The 15,099-nt window shown below is 65.8% G+C and carries 14 protein-coding genes and 1 tRNA gene; 5 read left to right on the top strand and 10 right to left on the bottom strand.

Features of this window, described 5'->3' with window-relative positions:
* Positions 1-44: 44 nt before the first annotated feature.
* From LJ760_RS15625 to LJ760_RS15615, 3 genes are all read right to left on the bottom strand, one after another.
* The gene (locus LJ760_RS15625; protein ID WP_227924244.1) at positions 45-995 is read right to left on the bottom strand and encodes an aldose 1-epimerase family protein; all 951 of its coding nucleotides are present in this window, start codon (positions 993-995) and stop codon (positions 45-47) included.
* 30 nt (positions 996-1,025) lie between these two features.
* A complete protein-coding gene (locus LJ760_RS15620; protein ID WP_227924243.1) occupies positions 1,026-1,736 on the bottom strand; it encodes a GAF and ANTAR domain-containing protein in 711 nt (236 codons plus the stop codon).
* Between the two features lie 148 nt (positions 1,737-1,884).
* Positions 1,885-2,727 carry a Bax inhibitor-1/YccA family protein gene (locus tag LJ760_RS15615; RefSeq protein WP_227924242.1) on the bottom strand — a complete coding sequence of 281 codons (843 nt, stop codon included), beginning with the start codon at positions 2,725-2,727 and terminating at the stop codon, positions 1,885-1,887.
* A gap of 345 nt (positions 2,728-3,072) precedes the next feature.
* On the opposite strand from LJ760_RS15615, the gene LJ760_RS15610 reads away from it, so the two are divergent.
* The 4 genes from LJ760_RS15610 to LJ760_RS15595 all read left to right on the top strand — a co-directional run bounded on the left by LJ760_RS15610 (position 3,073) and on the right by LJ760_RS15595 (position 7,191).
* Positions 3,073-4,374, top strand: a complete 1,302-nt coding sequence (locus LJ760_RS15610) for a branched-chain amino acid ABC transporter permease (RefSeq protein ID WP_227924377.1) — start codon at positions 3,073-3,075, stop codon at positions 4,372-4,374.
* 14 nt (positions 4,375-4,388) lie between these two features.
* Positions 4,389-5,369 carry a branched-chain amino acid ABC transporter permease gene (locus LJ760_RS15605; protein ID WP_227924241.1) on the top strand — a complete coding sequence of 327 codons (981 nt, stop codon included), beginning with the start codon at positions 4,389-4,391 and terminating at the stop codon, positions 5,367-5,369.
* 119 nt (positions 5,370-5,488) lie between these two features.
* Complete coding sequence (locus LJ760_RS15600) at positions 5,489-6,448, top strand: ABC transporter ATP-binding protein (RefSeq protein ID WP_227924376.1); 960 nt, start codon at positions 5,489-5,491, stop codon at positions 6,446-6,448.
* On the top strand, positions 6,445-7,191 hold the full coding sequence (locus LJ760_RS15595) for an ABC transporter ATP-binding protein (RefSeq protein ID WP_227924240.1): 747 nt from the start codon (positions 6,445-6,447) through the stop codon (positions 7,189-7,191). Before LJ760_RS15600 ends, LJ760_RS15595 begins: the two co-directional genes overlap by 4 nt.
* 117 nt (positions 7,192-7,308) lie before the next feature.
* Here the strand turns inward: LJ760_RS15595 and LJ760_RS15590 are convergent, their stop codons facing one another.
* On the bottom strand, positions 7,309-8,700 hold the full coding sequence (locus tag LJ760_RS15590; RefSeq protein WP_227924239.1) for an ABC transporter substrate-binding protein: 1,392 nt from the start codon (positions 8,698-8,700) through the stop codon (positions 7,309-7,311).
* Positions 8,701-8,899: 199 nt separating this feature from the next.
* On the opposite strand from LJ760_RS15590, the gene LJ760_RS15585 reads away from it, so the two are divergent.
* Positions 8,900-9,469: a hypothetical protein gene (locus LJ760_RS15585; RefSeq protein ID WP_227924238.1), complete on the top strand. Its 570-nt coding sequence runs from the start codon at positions 8,900-8,902 to the stop codon at positions 9,467-9,469.
* A gap of 19 nt (positions 9,470-9,488) precedes the next feature.
* Here the strand turns inward: LJ760_RS15585 and LJ760_RS15580 are convergent.
* From LJ760_RS15580 to LJ760_RS15555, 6 genes are all read right to left on the bottom strand, one after another.
* A tRNA-Leu gene (locus tag LJ760_RS15580) sits at positions 9,489-9,562 on the bottom strand.
* Positions 9,563-9,673: 111 nt separating this feature from the next.
* Positions 9,674-11,059, bottom strand: coding sequence for an NAD(P)/FAD-dependent oxidoreductase (locus LJ760_RS15575; protein WP_227924237.1), 1,386 nt, complete (start codon positions 11,057-11,059; stop codon positions 9,674-9,676).
* Positions 11,060-11,128: 69 nt separating this feature from the next.
* Complete coding sequence (locus LJ760_RS15570) at positions 11,129-12,544, bottom strand: S8 family serine peptidase (RefSeq protein WP_396127069.1); 1,416 nt, start codon at positions 12,542-12,544, stop codon at positions 11,129-11,131.
* On the bottom strand, positions 12,541-13,518 hold the full coding sequence (locus LJ760_RS15565; protein WP_227924236.1) for a Ppx/GppA phosphatase family protein: 978 nt from the start codon (positions 13,516-13,518) through the stop codon (positions 12,541-12,543). Before LJ760_RS15565 ends, LJ760_RS15570 begins: the two co-directional genes overlap by 4 nt.
* The gene (locus LJ760_RS15560) at positions 13,515-14,180 is read right to left on the bottom strand and encodes a DUF501 domain-containing protein (RefSeq protein WP_227924235.1); all 666 of its coding nucleotides are present in this window, start codon (positions 14,178-14,180) and stop codon (positions 13,515-13,517) included. Before LJ760_RS15560 ends, LJ760_RS15565 begins: the two co-directional genes overlap by 4 nt.
* Positions 14,181-14,244: 64 nt before the next feature.
* Positions 14,245-15,081: an FtsB family cell division protein gene (locus LJ760_RS15555; RefSeq protein ID WP_227924234.1), complete on the bottom strand. Its 837-nt coding sequence runs from the start codon at positions 15,079-15,081 to the stop codon at positions 14,245-14,247.
* Between the last annotated feature and the right edge of the window lie 18 nt (positions 15,082-15,099).

Raw genomic sequence — 15,099 nt, 5'->3', positions numbered from 1 at the left:
GAGGGCCGGGACCCCTCTTTACGTGGCTATCCCCCGCTGTTACCTCACGCCGGGTCCAGCTCGGCGCGGATGCCCCAATGAGCGGAAAAGACCTGGCCCGGAGGCAGCCAGGCCAGCCCCTCCCCCGAGTTCAGGGCGTTGGCCGGTGCAGTCATCGGTTCCAGGGCCACCGCCCGGCGCTCCCCGGGGAACTTGTCGGTGACGAAAACGTGGACGTAACCGCATTCGGCTCCGGTCCAGAGACTCACCGTTCGTCCGTCCGGCGCGGTGAGCGTATGCCGGTGCGTGCCGGGGGCTGCCTCATCGAACGAAAGGTCCGTGTAGGCGCTGTCCAGTGCCAGATCCCCTACCCGGGCCCCGCCGCGGAGGTCCGCCGCTCCGGTTGGTTCCTGCCGCCCGTTGGGAATGAGCCGCTCATCAACAGTCAGCACGGTGGACGCGGACACTGTGAGCACCAGGTCTTCGGTCGGTACATCGCCGAGCCGAAGGAAGGGATGGGCACCGAGGGCAACGGGAGCGGCCGTGGAACCCACATTCGTCAGGCTTTGCTGCACCCGCAGGCCGCCGTCGTCGTCCAGGCTGTAGCGCGCACGGTGGGTGAGGTGGAAGGGATACCCGTGCTGCGGGAAGATCTCCGCACTGAGTTCCACGGCGCCCGACACCTGTTCCCGGACCGTGTAACCGGTATTGCGCAGCAGGCCGTGGCTGGCGTGCCCGCGGGAGGGCTCGGTGATGTCCAGCTGCTGGGTCTTCCCCGCCAGGGTCCAGCGTCCGTCTGCCGTCCGGTTGGGCCAAGGTGCCAGCAGCACCCCGTTGGCGGACGGGGGTATGGCGTTGTCCGGATACGTCTGCACCAGATCAACCCCGTTCACCGTGTACCGGCGCAGCGCGCCGGCCAGGGAGGCGATGACGGCGCGGGCATTGCCGCGGCTGATTTCATACTGCGCACCGGTGGCCGGGCTGGCCTCCGCCGGTGCGCTGCCGGTTGCGTTCATGCCACCCGATCTTACCCGTGCGCTTGGCCGTCACTCATCAAAATGCGTGTTGACCCGGTCGCTGACGGCCGCCACCACGCCTGCCGCGACATTGCGGATTTTGATGTTGCGGCTGTTCGAGACGCTGCGGAGGATGTCGATTGCGGCCTGCTGGCTGCACCCGTTCTGCCCCATGATGATGCCCGCTGCCAGGTCCACCACCGTCCGCGATTCCAGGGCGGCCTGGAGATTCGCCGCCCGGTTGGCCTGCGCATCTATCTGCAGGGCCAGCCGGAGAACCTTGGCCGTTTCGGCGGCAACCGCACGCGCACCGGCAATCTCGCCCGGGCCGAACGCGTGCATCCGCGCCGAATAGCAGCTGAGGACGCCGCGGTCCCCCTCCAGCGGGAGGGCGACGGCGGCAACCGACCGGATTCCGTTATCGGCTGCCTCGGCCAGCCCGGGCCAACGCTGCTCCGCGCCCAGATCCGTCACCACGACGTCGGGTCCGCCGCCAAGCACCGTCCCGCCCGGGCTGCCTGGACCATGCTCTGCACGGGCTGCCGGTATTCCCGGGGTCCGGACGGTGAGCAGCGGCCGCCGGCTTCGTTCCACGGCGATCGAACAGCCGTCCGGTGCAGACAGGCCCAGCCGTCGGGCAGCAACGCCGGCGGCAACGGACAGGAATACCTCGGTATCCGTTCCGGCCAACAGGGCGGCAACGAGCTCCTCGACCACCGGCTGCCGCTCAGATTCGGCCATCGAAGCCCCCTTTCCCGGTCCCCCAGCGGCCATGGTACGTCTGCAGGAGGAGGGTGCCCAGAGTCCAGCCTCTTAAACGGCGGAAGGACCGCAGGCAGTGCCTGCGGTCCTTCCGGTAGTACTACCGATGTGTCGTCGCCGGGAACGTCTAGTCGTTGCCTCGGAGAATCGACAGGAGACGGATGATCTCCACGTACAGCCACACCAGCGTCACGGTCAGGCCGAACGCAGCGGTCCAGGAGTAGCGCTCCGGGGTGCCGGCCTTGACGCCCTGCTCAATGGACGTGAAGTCCATGATGAGCGAGAACGCTGCCAGGCCGATGGCCAGGACACCGATGAAGACGCCCAGGGGAATCCCGAAGATCTCCACGCTGCCCCGCAGGCCCCACGGGTCCTGCACGCCGCCGAAGATCATCAGCCCGACGTTGAGCAGCGAGAAGACCGCGTAGCCGATGATGGCGATCATAAAGAAGCGGACGGCCTTGGGAGTGGCGCGCACCTTACCGCTGCGGAACAGCACGAGGGTGACCGCGAAGACTGCCAGCGTGCCCAGCACTGCCTGCAGGCCGACGCCCGGGTAGGCATTGTCCAGGACAGCGGTGAGACCGCCGAGGAACATACCTTCAAGGAAGGCGTAGGCCAGGATCAGTGCGGGAACCGGCTCACGCTTGAAGGAGTTCACCAGGCCCAGGACGAAACCGCCCAGGGCGCCCAGGATCATCAGTCCGCCGCCCATTCCCGGCAGCAGGAAGGTCGGAACTGCGGCACCCACCAGGACCATCGCCAGGCAGAACACCGTCTTCATGATGACGTCGTCGTAGGTCATGCGGCCCATGTCGGACGGCTTCGCCGAAGGTGCCGTGTAAAGATCCTGCAGCTGCTGGGGGGTCATGTAGCTGTTATCTGTTGCCAGGGAGCCCGTAGCGGTACCGCCGCGGGTCTGGGAACGGAAGTTTTTTCCGTTGAATACCGGATTTCCGCCAAGTGCCATTGAATCTGTCCTCCATCTGGGGGCTGTTTCAGCCCAGCCTACCAAGTACAACGTGCACAGGGGGCGGCGGATTCCCGCGGAACTGCCGCCTGGCGGTAACAGTTTGGTACCGCCGGTCCCCACGGGGGAAGGCTTCGCTTGCGTTGCCGCAACGGAGTCGTTACCCGATTGCGACATGCACGCCGGGAGAAAGGTCACTGCCGGAAACATTCTGTAGGTACCATGTTCTCCAATCGGTGACCTGTGTCACATCTGCCCGCCTGCGCGCCGTTCCTTCGGTTCCGCAGCCCTGCGTGGAGGTTTCAAAACTTGGTAAGAACATCGGCGCTGACCCGTTATCTGGGGATGCTAGCGGCCGTGGCAGCAATGTTTGCTGCCCTGCTGCTCGCGGCTCCAGCCGCGTCCGCAACAACTGCAACGCCTGACGCCTCGCCGTCAGCCACCAGTCCCGCCCCCGCAGACGGGGCGGACTACCGCGACCGGATCAGCGGCGTCATCAAGAATGAGGGCACTCCGCTGGAGGGGGTGAAAATCACCGCGACCGGCAACGGGTACGAGGGCGAAGCCGTCACCGGCGCAAACGGCTCCTGGTCCATCGGCGTCCCGCAGCAGGGCGCGTATGAAGTGGAGCTGGACGAATCCACCCTTCCGGACGGTGTCGCCCTGGCGGAAGGCCAGCAGAACCCGCGCACCGTCACCTTCGCCAACACCACCAACATCACCACCCTGTTCCTGCTGGGTGAAGGCATCGTGCTGCAGGAGGAAAGCTTCGGGTCCCTGCTTCTCGAGCGCGCCGTGGCGGGCCTGAGCTTCGGACTCCTGCTGGCGCTGAGCGCCGTTGGGCTCTCGCTGATCTTCGGCACCACCGGCCTGACCAACTTCGCACATGGAGAAATGGTGACGCTGGGCGCCATCCTGGCCTTCGCCTTCGCCTCACTGGGCATGCCGCTCTGGGTCGCGCTTCCGCTGGCGGTAGTGGGCGGTGCGGCATTTGGCTACGTGCAGGACGCCGGGATCTGGAAACCGCTGCGGCGCCGCGGCACGGGCCTGGTGCCCATGATGATCGTCAGCATCGGCCTGGCCGTGGCGGTCCGCTACACCGTGCTGTTCTTCTTTGGGGGCGGTACACAGCAGCTGCCGGGCTCCCAGAGTCCGATATTGGAACTCGGACCCGTGTCCATTCCCCGGAATACCCTGGTGTCCCTGATCGTCAGCCTGGCCGTCATCCTGGTGGTCGCGCTCCTGCTGCTGCGCACCCGGATCGGCAAGGCCACCCGGGCCGTGGCGGACAACCCCGCCCTGGCCGCGGCGTCGGGCATTGACGTGGACCGGGTCATCCGGCTCGTCTGGGTCATCGGCGGAGCCCTTGCCGCCATGGGCGGCATCCTCTGGGCGTACTACCGACCGGGTGTTTCCTTCAACATGGGCCAGCAGATCCTGCTGCTGATCTTCGCCGGTGTGACCCTCGGCGGTCTCGGCACGGTCTTCGGCGCACTGGTCGGTTCCGTCCTGGTGGGTCTCTTCGTGGAAATCTCCACCCTCTGGCTGGAGGCGGACCTGAAATACGTCGGCGCCCTGGTCATCATGATTCTTGTCCTGCTGGTCCGGCCGCAGGGACTCCTCGGCCGCCGCGAGCGCATAGGTTAGGGGCTTAGTTACAGATGGATTTCGCCAATATTCTTCTCGGTGCCTTCAACGAGATCATCAGCCCCACCACGGCCGCCTACGCGCTGGCCGCCCTCGGCCTGGCCGTGCACTTCGGCTACACCGGACTGCTGAACTTCGGCCAGGCAGGCTTCATGGCCGTCGGTGCGTACGGTTTCGCCATACCTATCCTGTCCTTTAACGCCCCGCTGCCGCTGGCGCTGCTGATCGCCCTGCTGGCATCCGCAGTGTTTGCCGTCATCCTGGGCATACCCACGCTTCGCCTCCGTGCGGATTACCTGGCAATCGTCACCATTGCAGCCGCCGAGATCATCCGGTACATCGTCACCACCAACTCCATGACTCCGGTAACGGGATCTGCCAACGGCCTCGCCGCGTTTACCGGCAGCTTCTACGACCTCAATCCGATCCCGGCCGGCTCCTACAGCCTCGGCCCCGTCTCGATGAACGAGCGGGACCTATGGATCCGCATCGTGGCCTGGGTGATGGTGATTCTCGCCTGCCTCCTGGTCTGGATGCTTATCCGCAGCCCTTGGGGCCGTGTCGTCAAGGGCATCCGCGAAGATGAAAACGCCGTCCGCGCCCTGGGAAAAAACGTGTATGCCTACAAAATGCAGGCACTGATTATCGGTGGCCTGCTGGGCACCCTCGCCGGCATTATCTTCACCCTCCCCCGGGATGCGGTGCAGCCGGCGAACTACGGCACGGAACTCACCTTCTACCTCTACACCGCCCTTCTTCTGGGCGGAATGTCCACCGTCCTGGGCCCGGTCCTGGGCTCCATGATCTTCTGGGCCATCCTGTCCCTGACCCAGGGCGTGCTTTACGGCGCCATTGAATCCGGGTACATCACCTTCATCACCATTTCTCAAGCAGGCCAGATCCGCTACATCCTTGTGGGCGTGGCCCTGATGCTGCTGATGATCTTCCGGCCCCAGGGCATCCTGGGCAACAAGAAGGAGCTGTCGTTCGCATGAGCCACCAAGCAGACGAGCCCCGGGCGGAGGCGCGCGCCTCAGGGGCGCACGCAGCCGGCCCGGAAGCGGAAGCACCCCTCGCCGCTCCCGTCGCTCCGGCGGCCGCGGCCAACGAATACATGGACGACACCCGTCCCATCGCACAAGGTGAGATCGGCCCTGGATGTGCCAAGCGGGATCCGATCCTGGTGGCGGAAAACGTCACCCGGACCTACGGCGGCATCAATGCCGTGGATGTGGAGCACGTGGAGATTCCGCGGCATAAGATCACCGCGCTGATCGGCCCCAACGGTGCCGGGAAAACGACTCTTTTCAACCTGCTGACCGGCTTCGACACGCCCCAGTCGGGCACCTGGCAGTTCGAGGGCAAAGACCTGGCCGGGGTCTCCGCCTACAAGGTGGCACGCCTTGGCATGGTCCGCACCTTCCAGCTGACCAAGGTCATGGGCAAGCTGACGGTCTTGGAGAACATGCGCCTGGGTGCCACCGCCCAGCCGGGGGAATCCCTCTGGCGCGCTTTGCTGCCCCCGCTGTGGCGCAGCCGGGAAACGGAAATCACCGAGCAGGCCGATGTGCTCCTGGCCAAGTTCAAGCTCGACACCAAGCGGACCGACTATGCTGCTTCCCTCTCCGGGGGACAGCGCAAACTGCTGGAAATGGCCCGGGCCCTGATGGTCCGTCCCAAACTGGTGATGCTGGATGAACCCATGGCCGGAGTGAACCCGGCATTGACCCAATCCCTGCTGGACCACATCAAGAACCTGAAGGCCGAGGGCATGACCGTCCTGTTCGTGGAACATGACATGCACATGGTCCGACACATTGCCGACTGGGTGATCGTTATGGCTGAGGGCAAGGTGGTGGCCGAAGGACCGCCGGCCGAGGTGATGAAGGACCAGGCCGTGATCGACGCCTACCTGGGCGCTCACCACGACGTCGACCTCGCCGATTCCGAAGGCTTTGAAAAGCTGGAGGCGGAACTGGAGCACGACGCCGAGTCATCGGTAGGAACCGAACGCAGCAGCGGACCCGCTGGAGCATCAGCCCTGCGGCAGGACGAACGGAAGGACCAGGCATGAGCGCCAAGGCATTCGACGGTGATTCCGTCGTCAAGGTGACCGACCTCGTGGCGGGATATCTGCCGGGGGTAAACATCCTCAACGGCTGCAGCATCGAGGCCCGGCGCGGGGAACTGATCGGGATCATCGGACCCAACGGGGCCGGCAAGTCCACCCTGCTCAAGGCAATGTTCGGTTTGGTCAAGGTGCATTCCGGGACAGTGGTGGTCCGCGGCCAGGACCTCACCGGGCTCAAGGCCAACAAACTGGTCAGCCGGGGTGTGGGGTTTGTCCCCCAGAACAACAACGTTTTCCCCTCACTGACCATCGAGGAGAACCTGCAGATGGGGGTCTTCCAGGCGCCCAAGACGTTTCGGGAACGCTTTGATTTTGTCTCCGGGATTTTTCCGGAGCTGGGCAAGCGCCGCGCCCAGCGGGCCGGATCGCTCTCCGGCGGAGAGCGCCAGATGGTCGCCATGGGCCGGGCCCTGATGATGGATCCCGCTGTCCTGCTGCTGGACGAACCGTCTGCCGGGCTGTCCCCCGTCAAGCAGGACGAAGCGTTCCTTCGAGTGCATGAGATCAACCGGGCGGGGGTCTCCGTGATCATGGTGGAGCAGAATGCCCGCCGCTGCCTGCAGATCTGCGACCGCGCATACGTGCTGGACCAGGGCCGGGACGCCTACACCGGAACCGGGCGTGAGCTGATGCAGGATCCAAAGGTCATCCAGCTCTACCTGGGCACCTTGGCCGACACCGCCTAGCCCCGGCCCGCCGGAACCCTCCGCGGCTGCGGAAGGCGCCGTCAAAGGACAGCCAGGCGCAAAGAAGAAGCCCCCGCCGGAACCGGCGGGGGCTTCTTCTTTGGTGTTTTGCTTCAGCTACAGCTGGCCCGCTTCGGAGCGGCTCGGCTGCGGCTTGTTGTCGGCGTCGTACTGGTAGATACCGATAAAGGCTTCGGTCGGGTCACCGTTCTCGTCGAAGGAAACCGGGCCGGAGTAGCCGTCATAGTCGATGTCACCGCCGTCGCGCAGGATCGTGACGCATCCTGCGAAGTCGAAGCACTTTTCACCGTCCTTGGACAGCCCCTCAAGCTCGGCGGCCATTGCCTTGCTGTCCGTGCTGCCTGCCGCCTCGGCTGCGAGGGCGAGCAAGGTAACCGCGTCGTAGCTTTCGCCGGCGTAGGTCAGGTCCGTCAGGGCCGGGTCAACGGCGAGCAGCGAGGCCAGGAAGTCCTCGGAGGGGAACGATCCGGGGCGGGTGCCCTGGGCGCCTTCAAGGGTTCCGGGTTCGAAGTCCTTGCTGTAATCCGATGCGTTGCCGTCCACGAAGAACAGCTGGCCTGGGTCAACGCCCTTGGCCGACAGCAACGGCACGATGCTCTTGGACTGGTCGAAGCTGATAACCACAATGGCGTCCGGCTTTGCCGCCACCACCGAGTCGACCTGGCTGCTGAACTGCGAGTCGCCCTCGTTGAACATCTCCTCGACAACAACCTGGCCGCCGGCTGCTTCCACCGAGTCTTTAATGTTGCCCTGCAGGCCGGTGCCGTAGGCATCGTTCAGTACGATCATGCCCACGGTCTGCGCGCCGCAGGTCATGATGTAGTTGCCGAGCGTACGGCCCTGCATCACGTCGGAGGGTGCGGTACGCCAGTACAGTCCGTTGTCATCCCAGGTGGTGAAGTCCGGTGAGGTATTCGCCGGCGAGAACTGGATGACTCCGGCGCCGGTGATGTTGCCGATCACCGTCTTGGACACACCCGAGGATGCCGCGCCGACAATGGCGCTGACGTCCTGGCTGAGCAGATCGTTCACCGACTGCGTGGCAATGTCGGTGGTGGTGTCACCGGAGTCGCGGTGGGTGATCTCGATCGGCTGCCCCAGGACACCGCCAACCGCGTTGATTTCCTCAACTGCCAGGTTGGTGCCGGCGATTTCCGGCGGGCCGAGGTAGGCAAGCGAACCGGTGGTGGGCAGCAGCGTGCCGATCTTCAGCGGTACGTCCGTGGTGCCCGTGGAGGCGGGCACTGCCGCAGGATCACCCTTGGCGCCCGGGTCTTCCCCAGTTCCTCCTTGGCTTTCCGGGCAGGACAGGCCCGAAGCAGCCGCGGTTTCCGACTCTGCGGACGTTTCTTCAGCGGACGATTCCCCGCTGCCGCCGCTGCAGCCGCTGGCGAACATTGCGAGGCCCAGCCCAAGGGCGGCGATCTTGGCGGTGCGGGCGTATCCCGTGCCCATGCCAAGACCACTGGCAGTGCGTAGTGCAGTCATAAAAGTTTCTCCCCGATCGAAAGGCGGGTGCCTTTGACGCAAATACCAGGTGTTCCTGATTAGAAGAAAAGCTAGTAGATCATTGTGTCGAATATAAGAGGCTGGGGTTACAGCCTTGTAACGCTCGTCACATTCCAACATTGTTCCCCTTGCCGGGAAGTGCGCGTTAGCCCTATACGATGGCCGTAGAACCGTTATCTTGGGGGAAACAATGCACATTCCGCGCCTGTCCACTGCCGCTTCCGCACTTCCGATCGCTGCCCTGCTCCTGATGGGGCCTGTTTCTCCGGCACAGGCCCTGGAGTGCGCGCCGGGCTACCTTCCCGCCGTCGTCGACGGGGTCGAGACGTGCGTCGTCAGCACCTACAGCCCCGCAGTGCCGGTGCCGTCCTACAATCCGGGCGAAAGCCACTACGATCCGTCGACCGGCAACTATTCGGAAGCGGTTCCCGCGGTCCCCGTTCCGGCCGGTCCCTCCGCCCCCGCGGAGCCCACACCGGAAGCCACACCGTCCACCGTGCCGCCGTCTCCGGCTTCCACCGGCAGTACTGGTGGAACAACCGGCGGCGGAGCCGGAGGGAACTCTTCCGTCGGCACACCGTCACCGAGTTCCAGCCGGACAGCCAGCCCTTCGCCGTCCGCCACGGACGCGGTAGAGGAGGAACGTACCGCCTCGGATCTGGCGCTCCCGGCGATCGCGGCCGTCGTCATCCTCGGGCTGCTCGCCGGCGGACTGCTGCTGCGCCATCGCAACCGCTCACGCGACTAGCCGGACGGGGGGGGGGGGGTACCCCAGGTCGGACTCGAACCGACAACACACCGATTTTAAGTCGGTTGCCTCTGCCAATTGGGCTACTGGGGCTCTGCAATTGCCTTCCAAGCCTACTGGAAACGCGTGGACGGCAGGAAACACAACAACGGCGGCCCTCCTGCTGGAGGGCCGCCGTCGTCGTCTACGAACGAATGCGGAAGACTAGGCCTTCACGGCCGGCTTCTTAGCCGGCGTTGCTGCTTCCTCGAAGCCGCGGCGCGGGTCTTCCAGGTTGCGCAGCGACGTCAGGTCGCGGCCGTAGCTCACGTTCAGCAGCCAGCCCGAGATGACGCGGAACTTGCGCTCGAACATCGGCATGGCCAGGCCGTGGTAGCCGCGGTGTGCCAGCCAGGCCGGGAAGCCCTTCAGGCCGAAGCCCATGATGTTGGCGACACCCTTGTACTGGCCGAGACCGGCCACAGCGCCAAGGCTCTTGTGGTTGTACTCTTCCACGGTGCCGACGCCGTAGCGGGCAGCCATGATGTTCTTGGCCAGCAGCTTTGCCTGGCGGACGGCGTGCTGCGCGTTCGGGACGCAGAAGCCGCCTACACCGCCGCCGGAAAGATCCGGAACCGCGGAGACGTCGCCGGCAGCCCAGGCGCCGTCGATGGGGCCGTCGTCGCCGGTGATGCGCAGTTCGGCGTTGGCGCGGACACGGCCGCGCTCGTCGATCGGGAAGTCGGTGGCGCGCACCATCGGGTTGGCCTGCACACCGGCAGTCCAGATCAGCGTGTCAGCACCGAACTCGCCCGCCGGGGACTTGTCCGCCATGTTGATCAGCTTGAGGACGCCGCCTTCTGCGGACGCCAGCGACGTGTTCAGCAGGACCTCGATGCCCCGCTCACGCATGCTGGAGACGACCCACTCGGCCTGGTCCGGCTTGACCTCGGGCATAACCCGGCCCATGGCCTCGATCAGGACGAAGCGGAGGTCTTCGCGGCGAAGCCGGTCGTTGATACGGACCGCGTCGCGGGCCATGTCTTCGAGCTCGGTCAGGGTTTCGATGCCGGCAAAGCCGCCGCCGACGACGACGAAGGTCAGGGCGCGTTCGCGCTCCGGGCCCGCGGGCATGAGCGAGGCGGTTTCAATGCGCTCAAGCACGTGGTTGCGGGTGGCCATGGCTTCTTCAATGCTCTTCATGCCGATGCCGGCCTCGGCGAGGCCCGGAATCGGGAAGGTGCGGGTGATCGAACCGGCGGCCAGGACGACGTCCTGGTAGGGCAGGTCGAACGGCTCGCTGCCGTCGCCCGGCTCAATGGTCGCGGTGCGGGCGGCGTGGTTGATGGAAGTCACCTTGCCGTTGATCAGCTCGGTGTTCTTCAGGTGCATGCGGTGGGACACAACGGCGTCGCGGGCTTCAATGGTGCCTGCGGCAACCTCGGGAAGGAAAGGCTGGTAGGTCATGTACGGCAGCGGATCCACTACCGTAACAATCCCTCCCTGTTCCTTTACCTTCTTCTGGAGGTCTTTGGCCACGTACAGACCGACGTAACCACCGCCGACCACCAGAACGCGGGGACGATCAGAAAACTGCTTGTTCGATGCCATGCCCTAATCCTACCTGAGTTTGTGAAAGTCTTCACGAACCATTTGACAAACCGGGAACAGGGCTTTTCGCTATCGGATCCCGGCCTCGTCCAGGGAGCCCGCTTCGGTGTTCCGGGTCCCGCCGGCTGTCTTGCCGCGGCGTCGGACGTGGGTCACATGCACCGTGCCGGCCACCAGCAGGGCCACCAGGAGCCCGCCGAATCCGAGTACGACGACGGCGGGAAGGGTGCCGTTCGCGGCCGCCGGCTCCTGCGCCACCGGGACAGCGGGCTCCGGCAGGTCCGGGACCGTGGGGGCGGGAATGTCCGCGGCGCCGGGTGGCTCTTCCGCCACCCGCCGGTGCACACGGATCCACTCGGCAATGGTTCCCAGCGGGTTGCTGGTGACCGGGGGAACATCGGCGTTCACTGCGGCATTGGCGTCCAGGATCCCGTAACCGTAGATAGTGTCCGTACCGGGGTCCCCGGCGTCCCGCGCGGTGCTGACAATCCGATTGATCACATCTGCCGCGCTCATTTCCGGGTGTGCAGCGCGGATCAGTGCAGCGACGCCGGAAACCAGCGGCGCCGCCCCGGAGGTGCCTTCCCATTTCGCATACCGGGATGTGTTCCCGGGCATCCCCCCGATCAGGTCTTCGGCCGGAGCGGCTACCCCGATGCTGATGCCTTCGGAGGATGAATCGAAGCTCGCCTCGCCCTGCCGGTTCAGCCCGGCGACGGTGAGTACGCCCGGAATGGTGGCAGGCGCTCCCACCTGGACCATCCCGCCGCCGCGGTTGCCGGCGGCTGCGACAATCACCACGTCATTCTGTTCGGCGTAGAGGAACGCGTCATCCCAGCTCTCGGGCCAGGCGGTCGAGGAACTGCCGAGGGACATGTTGATGACCTTGGCGCCGTTGTCCACGGCCCAGCGGACGGCGGCAGGGATCTGCGTGTCAATCGGAACTCCGCCGGGATTCGTTCCGCCGATCCAGGTGGAAACGGCGAGGATCTCCGCCTCCGGGGCAACGCCGATAATGCCGTCGGGGCGCTCGGCCGGCTTGTCCTTCTCCTTGTCCTCGCCCTCCTTCTTGTCCCCTTCGCCGGCTTCCTTGTCCTCCTCGGGTTTCTCGTGCCCCCGGCCCGCCAGGAGGGTCGCCACCAGCGTTCCGTGCTCGGGTGTGGTGCCCAGGCCCTTGGCGCCCTGCGGATCGCCCGCGCCTGATGCATCGAACCCTCCGGTGACGGCACCGGCAAGGTCGGGATGAGTTGCGTCGACGCCGGTATCAATGACGGCCACCTTCACGCCTGCGCCCTTGGTGGTCTTCCAGGCCTCGGTCACACCGTAGTCGGTAAGCCAATACTGTTTGTCCCGCCATTCATCGGCCTGCGCCGGAGCAGGTGCCAGAAGCGGCAGCGCCACTGCTGCGCAGAGCGCTGCGGCAGCGGCCCTAAGGCGTGCTGCGCCTCCCCGGCGGCGGCCGGGGGCGGTTCCCGTTGCCCTCACGCGCTCAGCGCAATGCCGTCAAGGATGTCGTGCTCGCTGGCGAATGCCGTGGCCACGCGGCCGTCGGTCAGTTCGTCGATGCGGTCCACGATGGTGCGCCAGATCAGCGCTCCGGCCCCGATTACGTCCACGCGGCCCGGATGCATGTACGGCAATGCTGCGCGCCCGGCACGGTCCTGCCGCAGCAGGAAGTCGGCTGTTTCGTCTATCCGCTCCCGGCTCAGCTCGGTCCCGTGGATGGCCTCCGGAGAGTACTCCGCCAGGTCCAGGGCCGCGGCAGTAACAGTGGTGATCGTCCCGGCTACCCCTACCAGCCGATCGGCCTCGGCCAGCGGCACGGTGACCAGTGCGGAAGCAATCATGTCCAGGATTTCGGTGCGTGCGGACGCGATTTCCGCTTCGGTGGGCGGATCCGACGGCAGGTACCGTTCGGTAAACCGGACGCAGCCCATGTCGGTGCTCTTCGCCGCCAGGACGCCGGAGCCGTCACCGAGGACGAACTCGGTACTGCCGCCGCCCAGGTCCACCACGAGTGTCTTCGCACCGTTGCCGTCGGCGAAGACGCTTGCCGCGCCGGCGAAGGAAAGCGCCGCTTCCTCGTCTCCGCTGATCACTTCGGGTTCAACGCCAAGGCGTTCGCGGATTCCGTCTACGAATTCCTGCCGGTTTTCGGCGTCACGGCTGGCGGAGGTGGCCACGAACCGGATACGGGAGGCACCATGCTCACGGATCAGGGCGGCATACTCATCAGCCGCGGCAAAGGTGCGTTCCAGCGCTTCCGGCGCCAGCCGTCCGGTGGCGTCCACGCCCTGTCCCAGCCGGTTCACCCGCATCAGGCGTACGACGTCGGTGAGCTGGGCTGCGCCGCTGTTGTCCCGGCTGATGTCCGCGATGAGGAGGCGGATGGAGTTGGTGCCGCAGTCGATGGCTGCAACCCGCACGCTTTCCGCGCGGCGATCTTCCTGGCCTGTCACAGTTCCCCCTCGTTCATTGCGGCATCCGTTGCCTGCCGGCGTGCAGCCTTCTTGCTCTCGAGCTCTTCCGGGCTGAGGCCCTGCGTCTTCGTGTGGCGGCTAAGGTCACGCGCCGGAGCGGGAGCCGCAGTGTCCCAAGCACCTTCGCAGTAGCAGCGGTCGGTTGTCCACCATTGTTCAATAGCGGCCAGCGCTTCGTCGCCCAGCGGATTCACCCCGGGGCCGGCGGCCAGGGAGTGGCCCACCAGCACGTGCAGGCACTTCACGCGGTTGGGCATCCCGCCGGCGGAGACACCGTCGATTTCCGGTACGGGGCCGGTTCCGGTGCGCTCCCCGATCTCGTCACGGACCCGGAGGTAGTGTTCATGGGCGCTGCGGTACCGCTGCGCCAGCTCCGGATCTTCCTCCAGCCGGCGGCTCATATCGGTCATCAGGCCGGCGGCTTCCAGGCGGGATACGGCAGCCGTGATGACCGGATGCGTCAGGTAATAGGTGGTGGGGAACGGGATGCCGTTGCTCAGCCGGGGGGCCGTGGTGGCTACCAGAGGGTTGCCACACACGCAGCGTGCGCCGATTTCGACGACGTCGCGCACCGGGCGGCCAAGCTGCCGGCTCAGGGTTTCCAGGTCTTCCTGGGTGGGGGCGAGCTGGTCCTGGGTCATGCAGGAGGTTCCTTCCGTGGGGGCCGGCGAGGGCCCCGGGCTGCTTCTTCTATCAGCCTCCAGATTACTGTGCCGTGGCGGATTTCTTGACCGAGTCCCACAGCGAATCGACCCACTGCAGGTCTTCGGGCTCCTCTTCGGCAGCAAGCTCCTCTGCTTGTTCCACACCGTTTTCACCCTTGACCAGGTACCGTTTCTCCCCCGGCATCACCAGGAAAATACGGTCCCGCGCCTGCTGCTTGATGTAGGCAGGGTCTTCCCAGCGGCCAAGCTGGACTTCCAATTCGGCCTGTGTTGCTTGAGCCTCGGCAATCTCCGACTTCATCACGGCGATCTCCGAGCGCTGCTGGAGGTACGTCCGTACCGACGGTGCGAGCAGGACGGTGATGGCCACCATCACCATTGCCAGGACCAGCAACCGTCCGGAGAATGCCTTTGCTGGTACGGGACGCAGCTCATCGGGCTCTTCCACCTCCGGCACAGCTGCGGGGGCTTTGGCTTCGGGTGCAGGATCGGACTTGCGGCGGATCGCGCCGGAAAGCTGGGAGCGCACTGCTGCGCGGGCGTCCGATGCCGACAACTTCCCGAAGCGCTGGTTCCCCGGCCGGGCGCCGGCCTTCGAAGCTTCGGTTTTCCGGGGTGCCGGCTGCTTTGCGGCAGCCTTCGGGGCTGCTGCAGTCTTCGGGGCGGCAGCCTTCGGGGCCGGTGATTTCTTAGCCGCAGCCTTGGGGGCAGCCGGCTGCTTAGCCGCAGCCTTCGAGGCGGCAGCCCTGGGGGCCGCAGCCTTCGAGGCGGCCGGCTTCGCCGTCACCGGTTTCGACGCGTTGCCTCCGCTGGCTTTTACCCTGTCCGGGTTCGCTGGGGCCGCGGGCCGGGGCACCTTGGGGCGTCGGGTTGGCATGCGCTTCCTGTCTAAATC

The organism is Arthrobacter sp. zg-Y895, assembly GCF_020731025.1.
Classification (GTDB): domain Bacteria; phylum Actinomycetota; class Actinomycetes; order Actinomycetales; family Micrococcaceae; genus Arthrobacter_B.
The sequence above is the reverse complement of the archived record's forward strand: the minus strand, read 5'-3'. Positions and strand labels throughout refer to the sequence as shown.

What these genes read in the sequence shown, in the direction of transcription:
- LJ760_RS15560 (WP_227924235.1), bottom strand. Translation starts at nt 14,180, where the DNA reads ATGACCCAGGACCAGCTCGCCCCCACCCAGGAAGACCTGGAAACCCTG.
- LJ760_RS15625 (WP_227924244.1), bottom strand. Translation starts at nt 995, where the DNA reads ATGAACGCAACCGGCAGCGCACCGGCGGAGGCCAGCCCGGCCACCGGT.
- LJ760_RS15615 (WP_227924242.1), bottom strand. Translation starts at nt 2,727, where the DNA reads ATGGCACTTGGCGGAAATCCGGTATTCAACGGAAAAAACTTCCGTTCC.
- LJ760_RS15575 (WP_227924237.1), bottom strand. Translation starts at nt 11,059, where the DNA reads ATGGCATCGAACAAGCAGTTTTCTGATCGTCCCCGCGTTCTGGTGGTC.
- LJ760_RS15610 (WP_227924377.1), top strand. Translation starts at nt 3,073, where the DNA reads ATGCTAGCGGCCGTGGCAGCAATGTTTGCTGCCCTGCTGCTCGCGGCT.
- LJ760_RS15555 (WP_227924234.1), bottom strand. Translation starts at nt 15,081, where the DNA reads ATGCCAACCCGACGCCCCAAGGTGCCCCGGCCCGCGGCCCCAGCGAAC.
- LJ760_RS15595 (WP_227924240.1), top strand. Translation starts at nt 6,445, where the DNA reads ATGAGCGCCAAGGCATTCGACGGTGATTCCGTCGTCAAGGTGACCGAC.
- LJ760_RS15600 (WP_227924376.1), top strand. Translation starts at nt 5,489, where the DNA reads ATGGACGACACCCGTCCCATCGCACAAGGTGAGATCGGCCCTGGATGT.
- LJ760_RS15590 (WP_227924239.1), bottom strand. Translation starts at nt 8,700, where the DNA reads ATGACTGCACTACGCACTGCCAGTGGTCTTGGCATGGGCACGGGATAC.
- LJ760_RS15620 (WP_227924243.1), bottom strand. Translation starts at nt 1,736, where the DNA reads ATGGCCGAATCTGAGCGGCAGCCGGTGGTCGAGGAGCTCGTTGCCGCC.
- LJ760_RS15605 (WP_227924241.1), top strand. Translation starts at nt 4,389, where the DNA reads ATGGATTTCGCCAATATTCTTCTCGGTGCCTTCAACGAGATCATCAGC.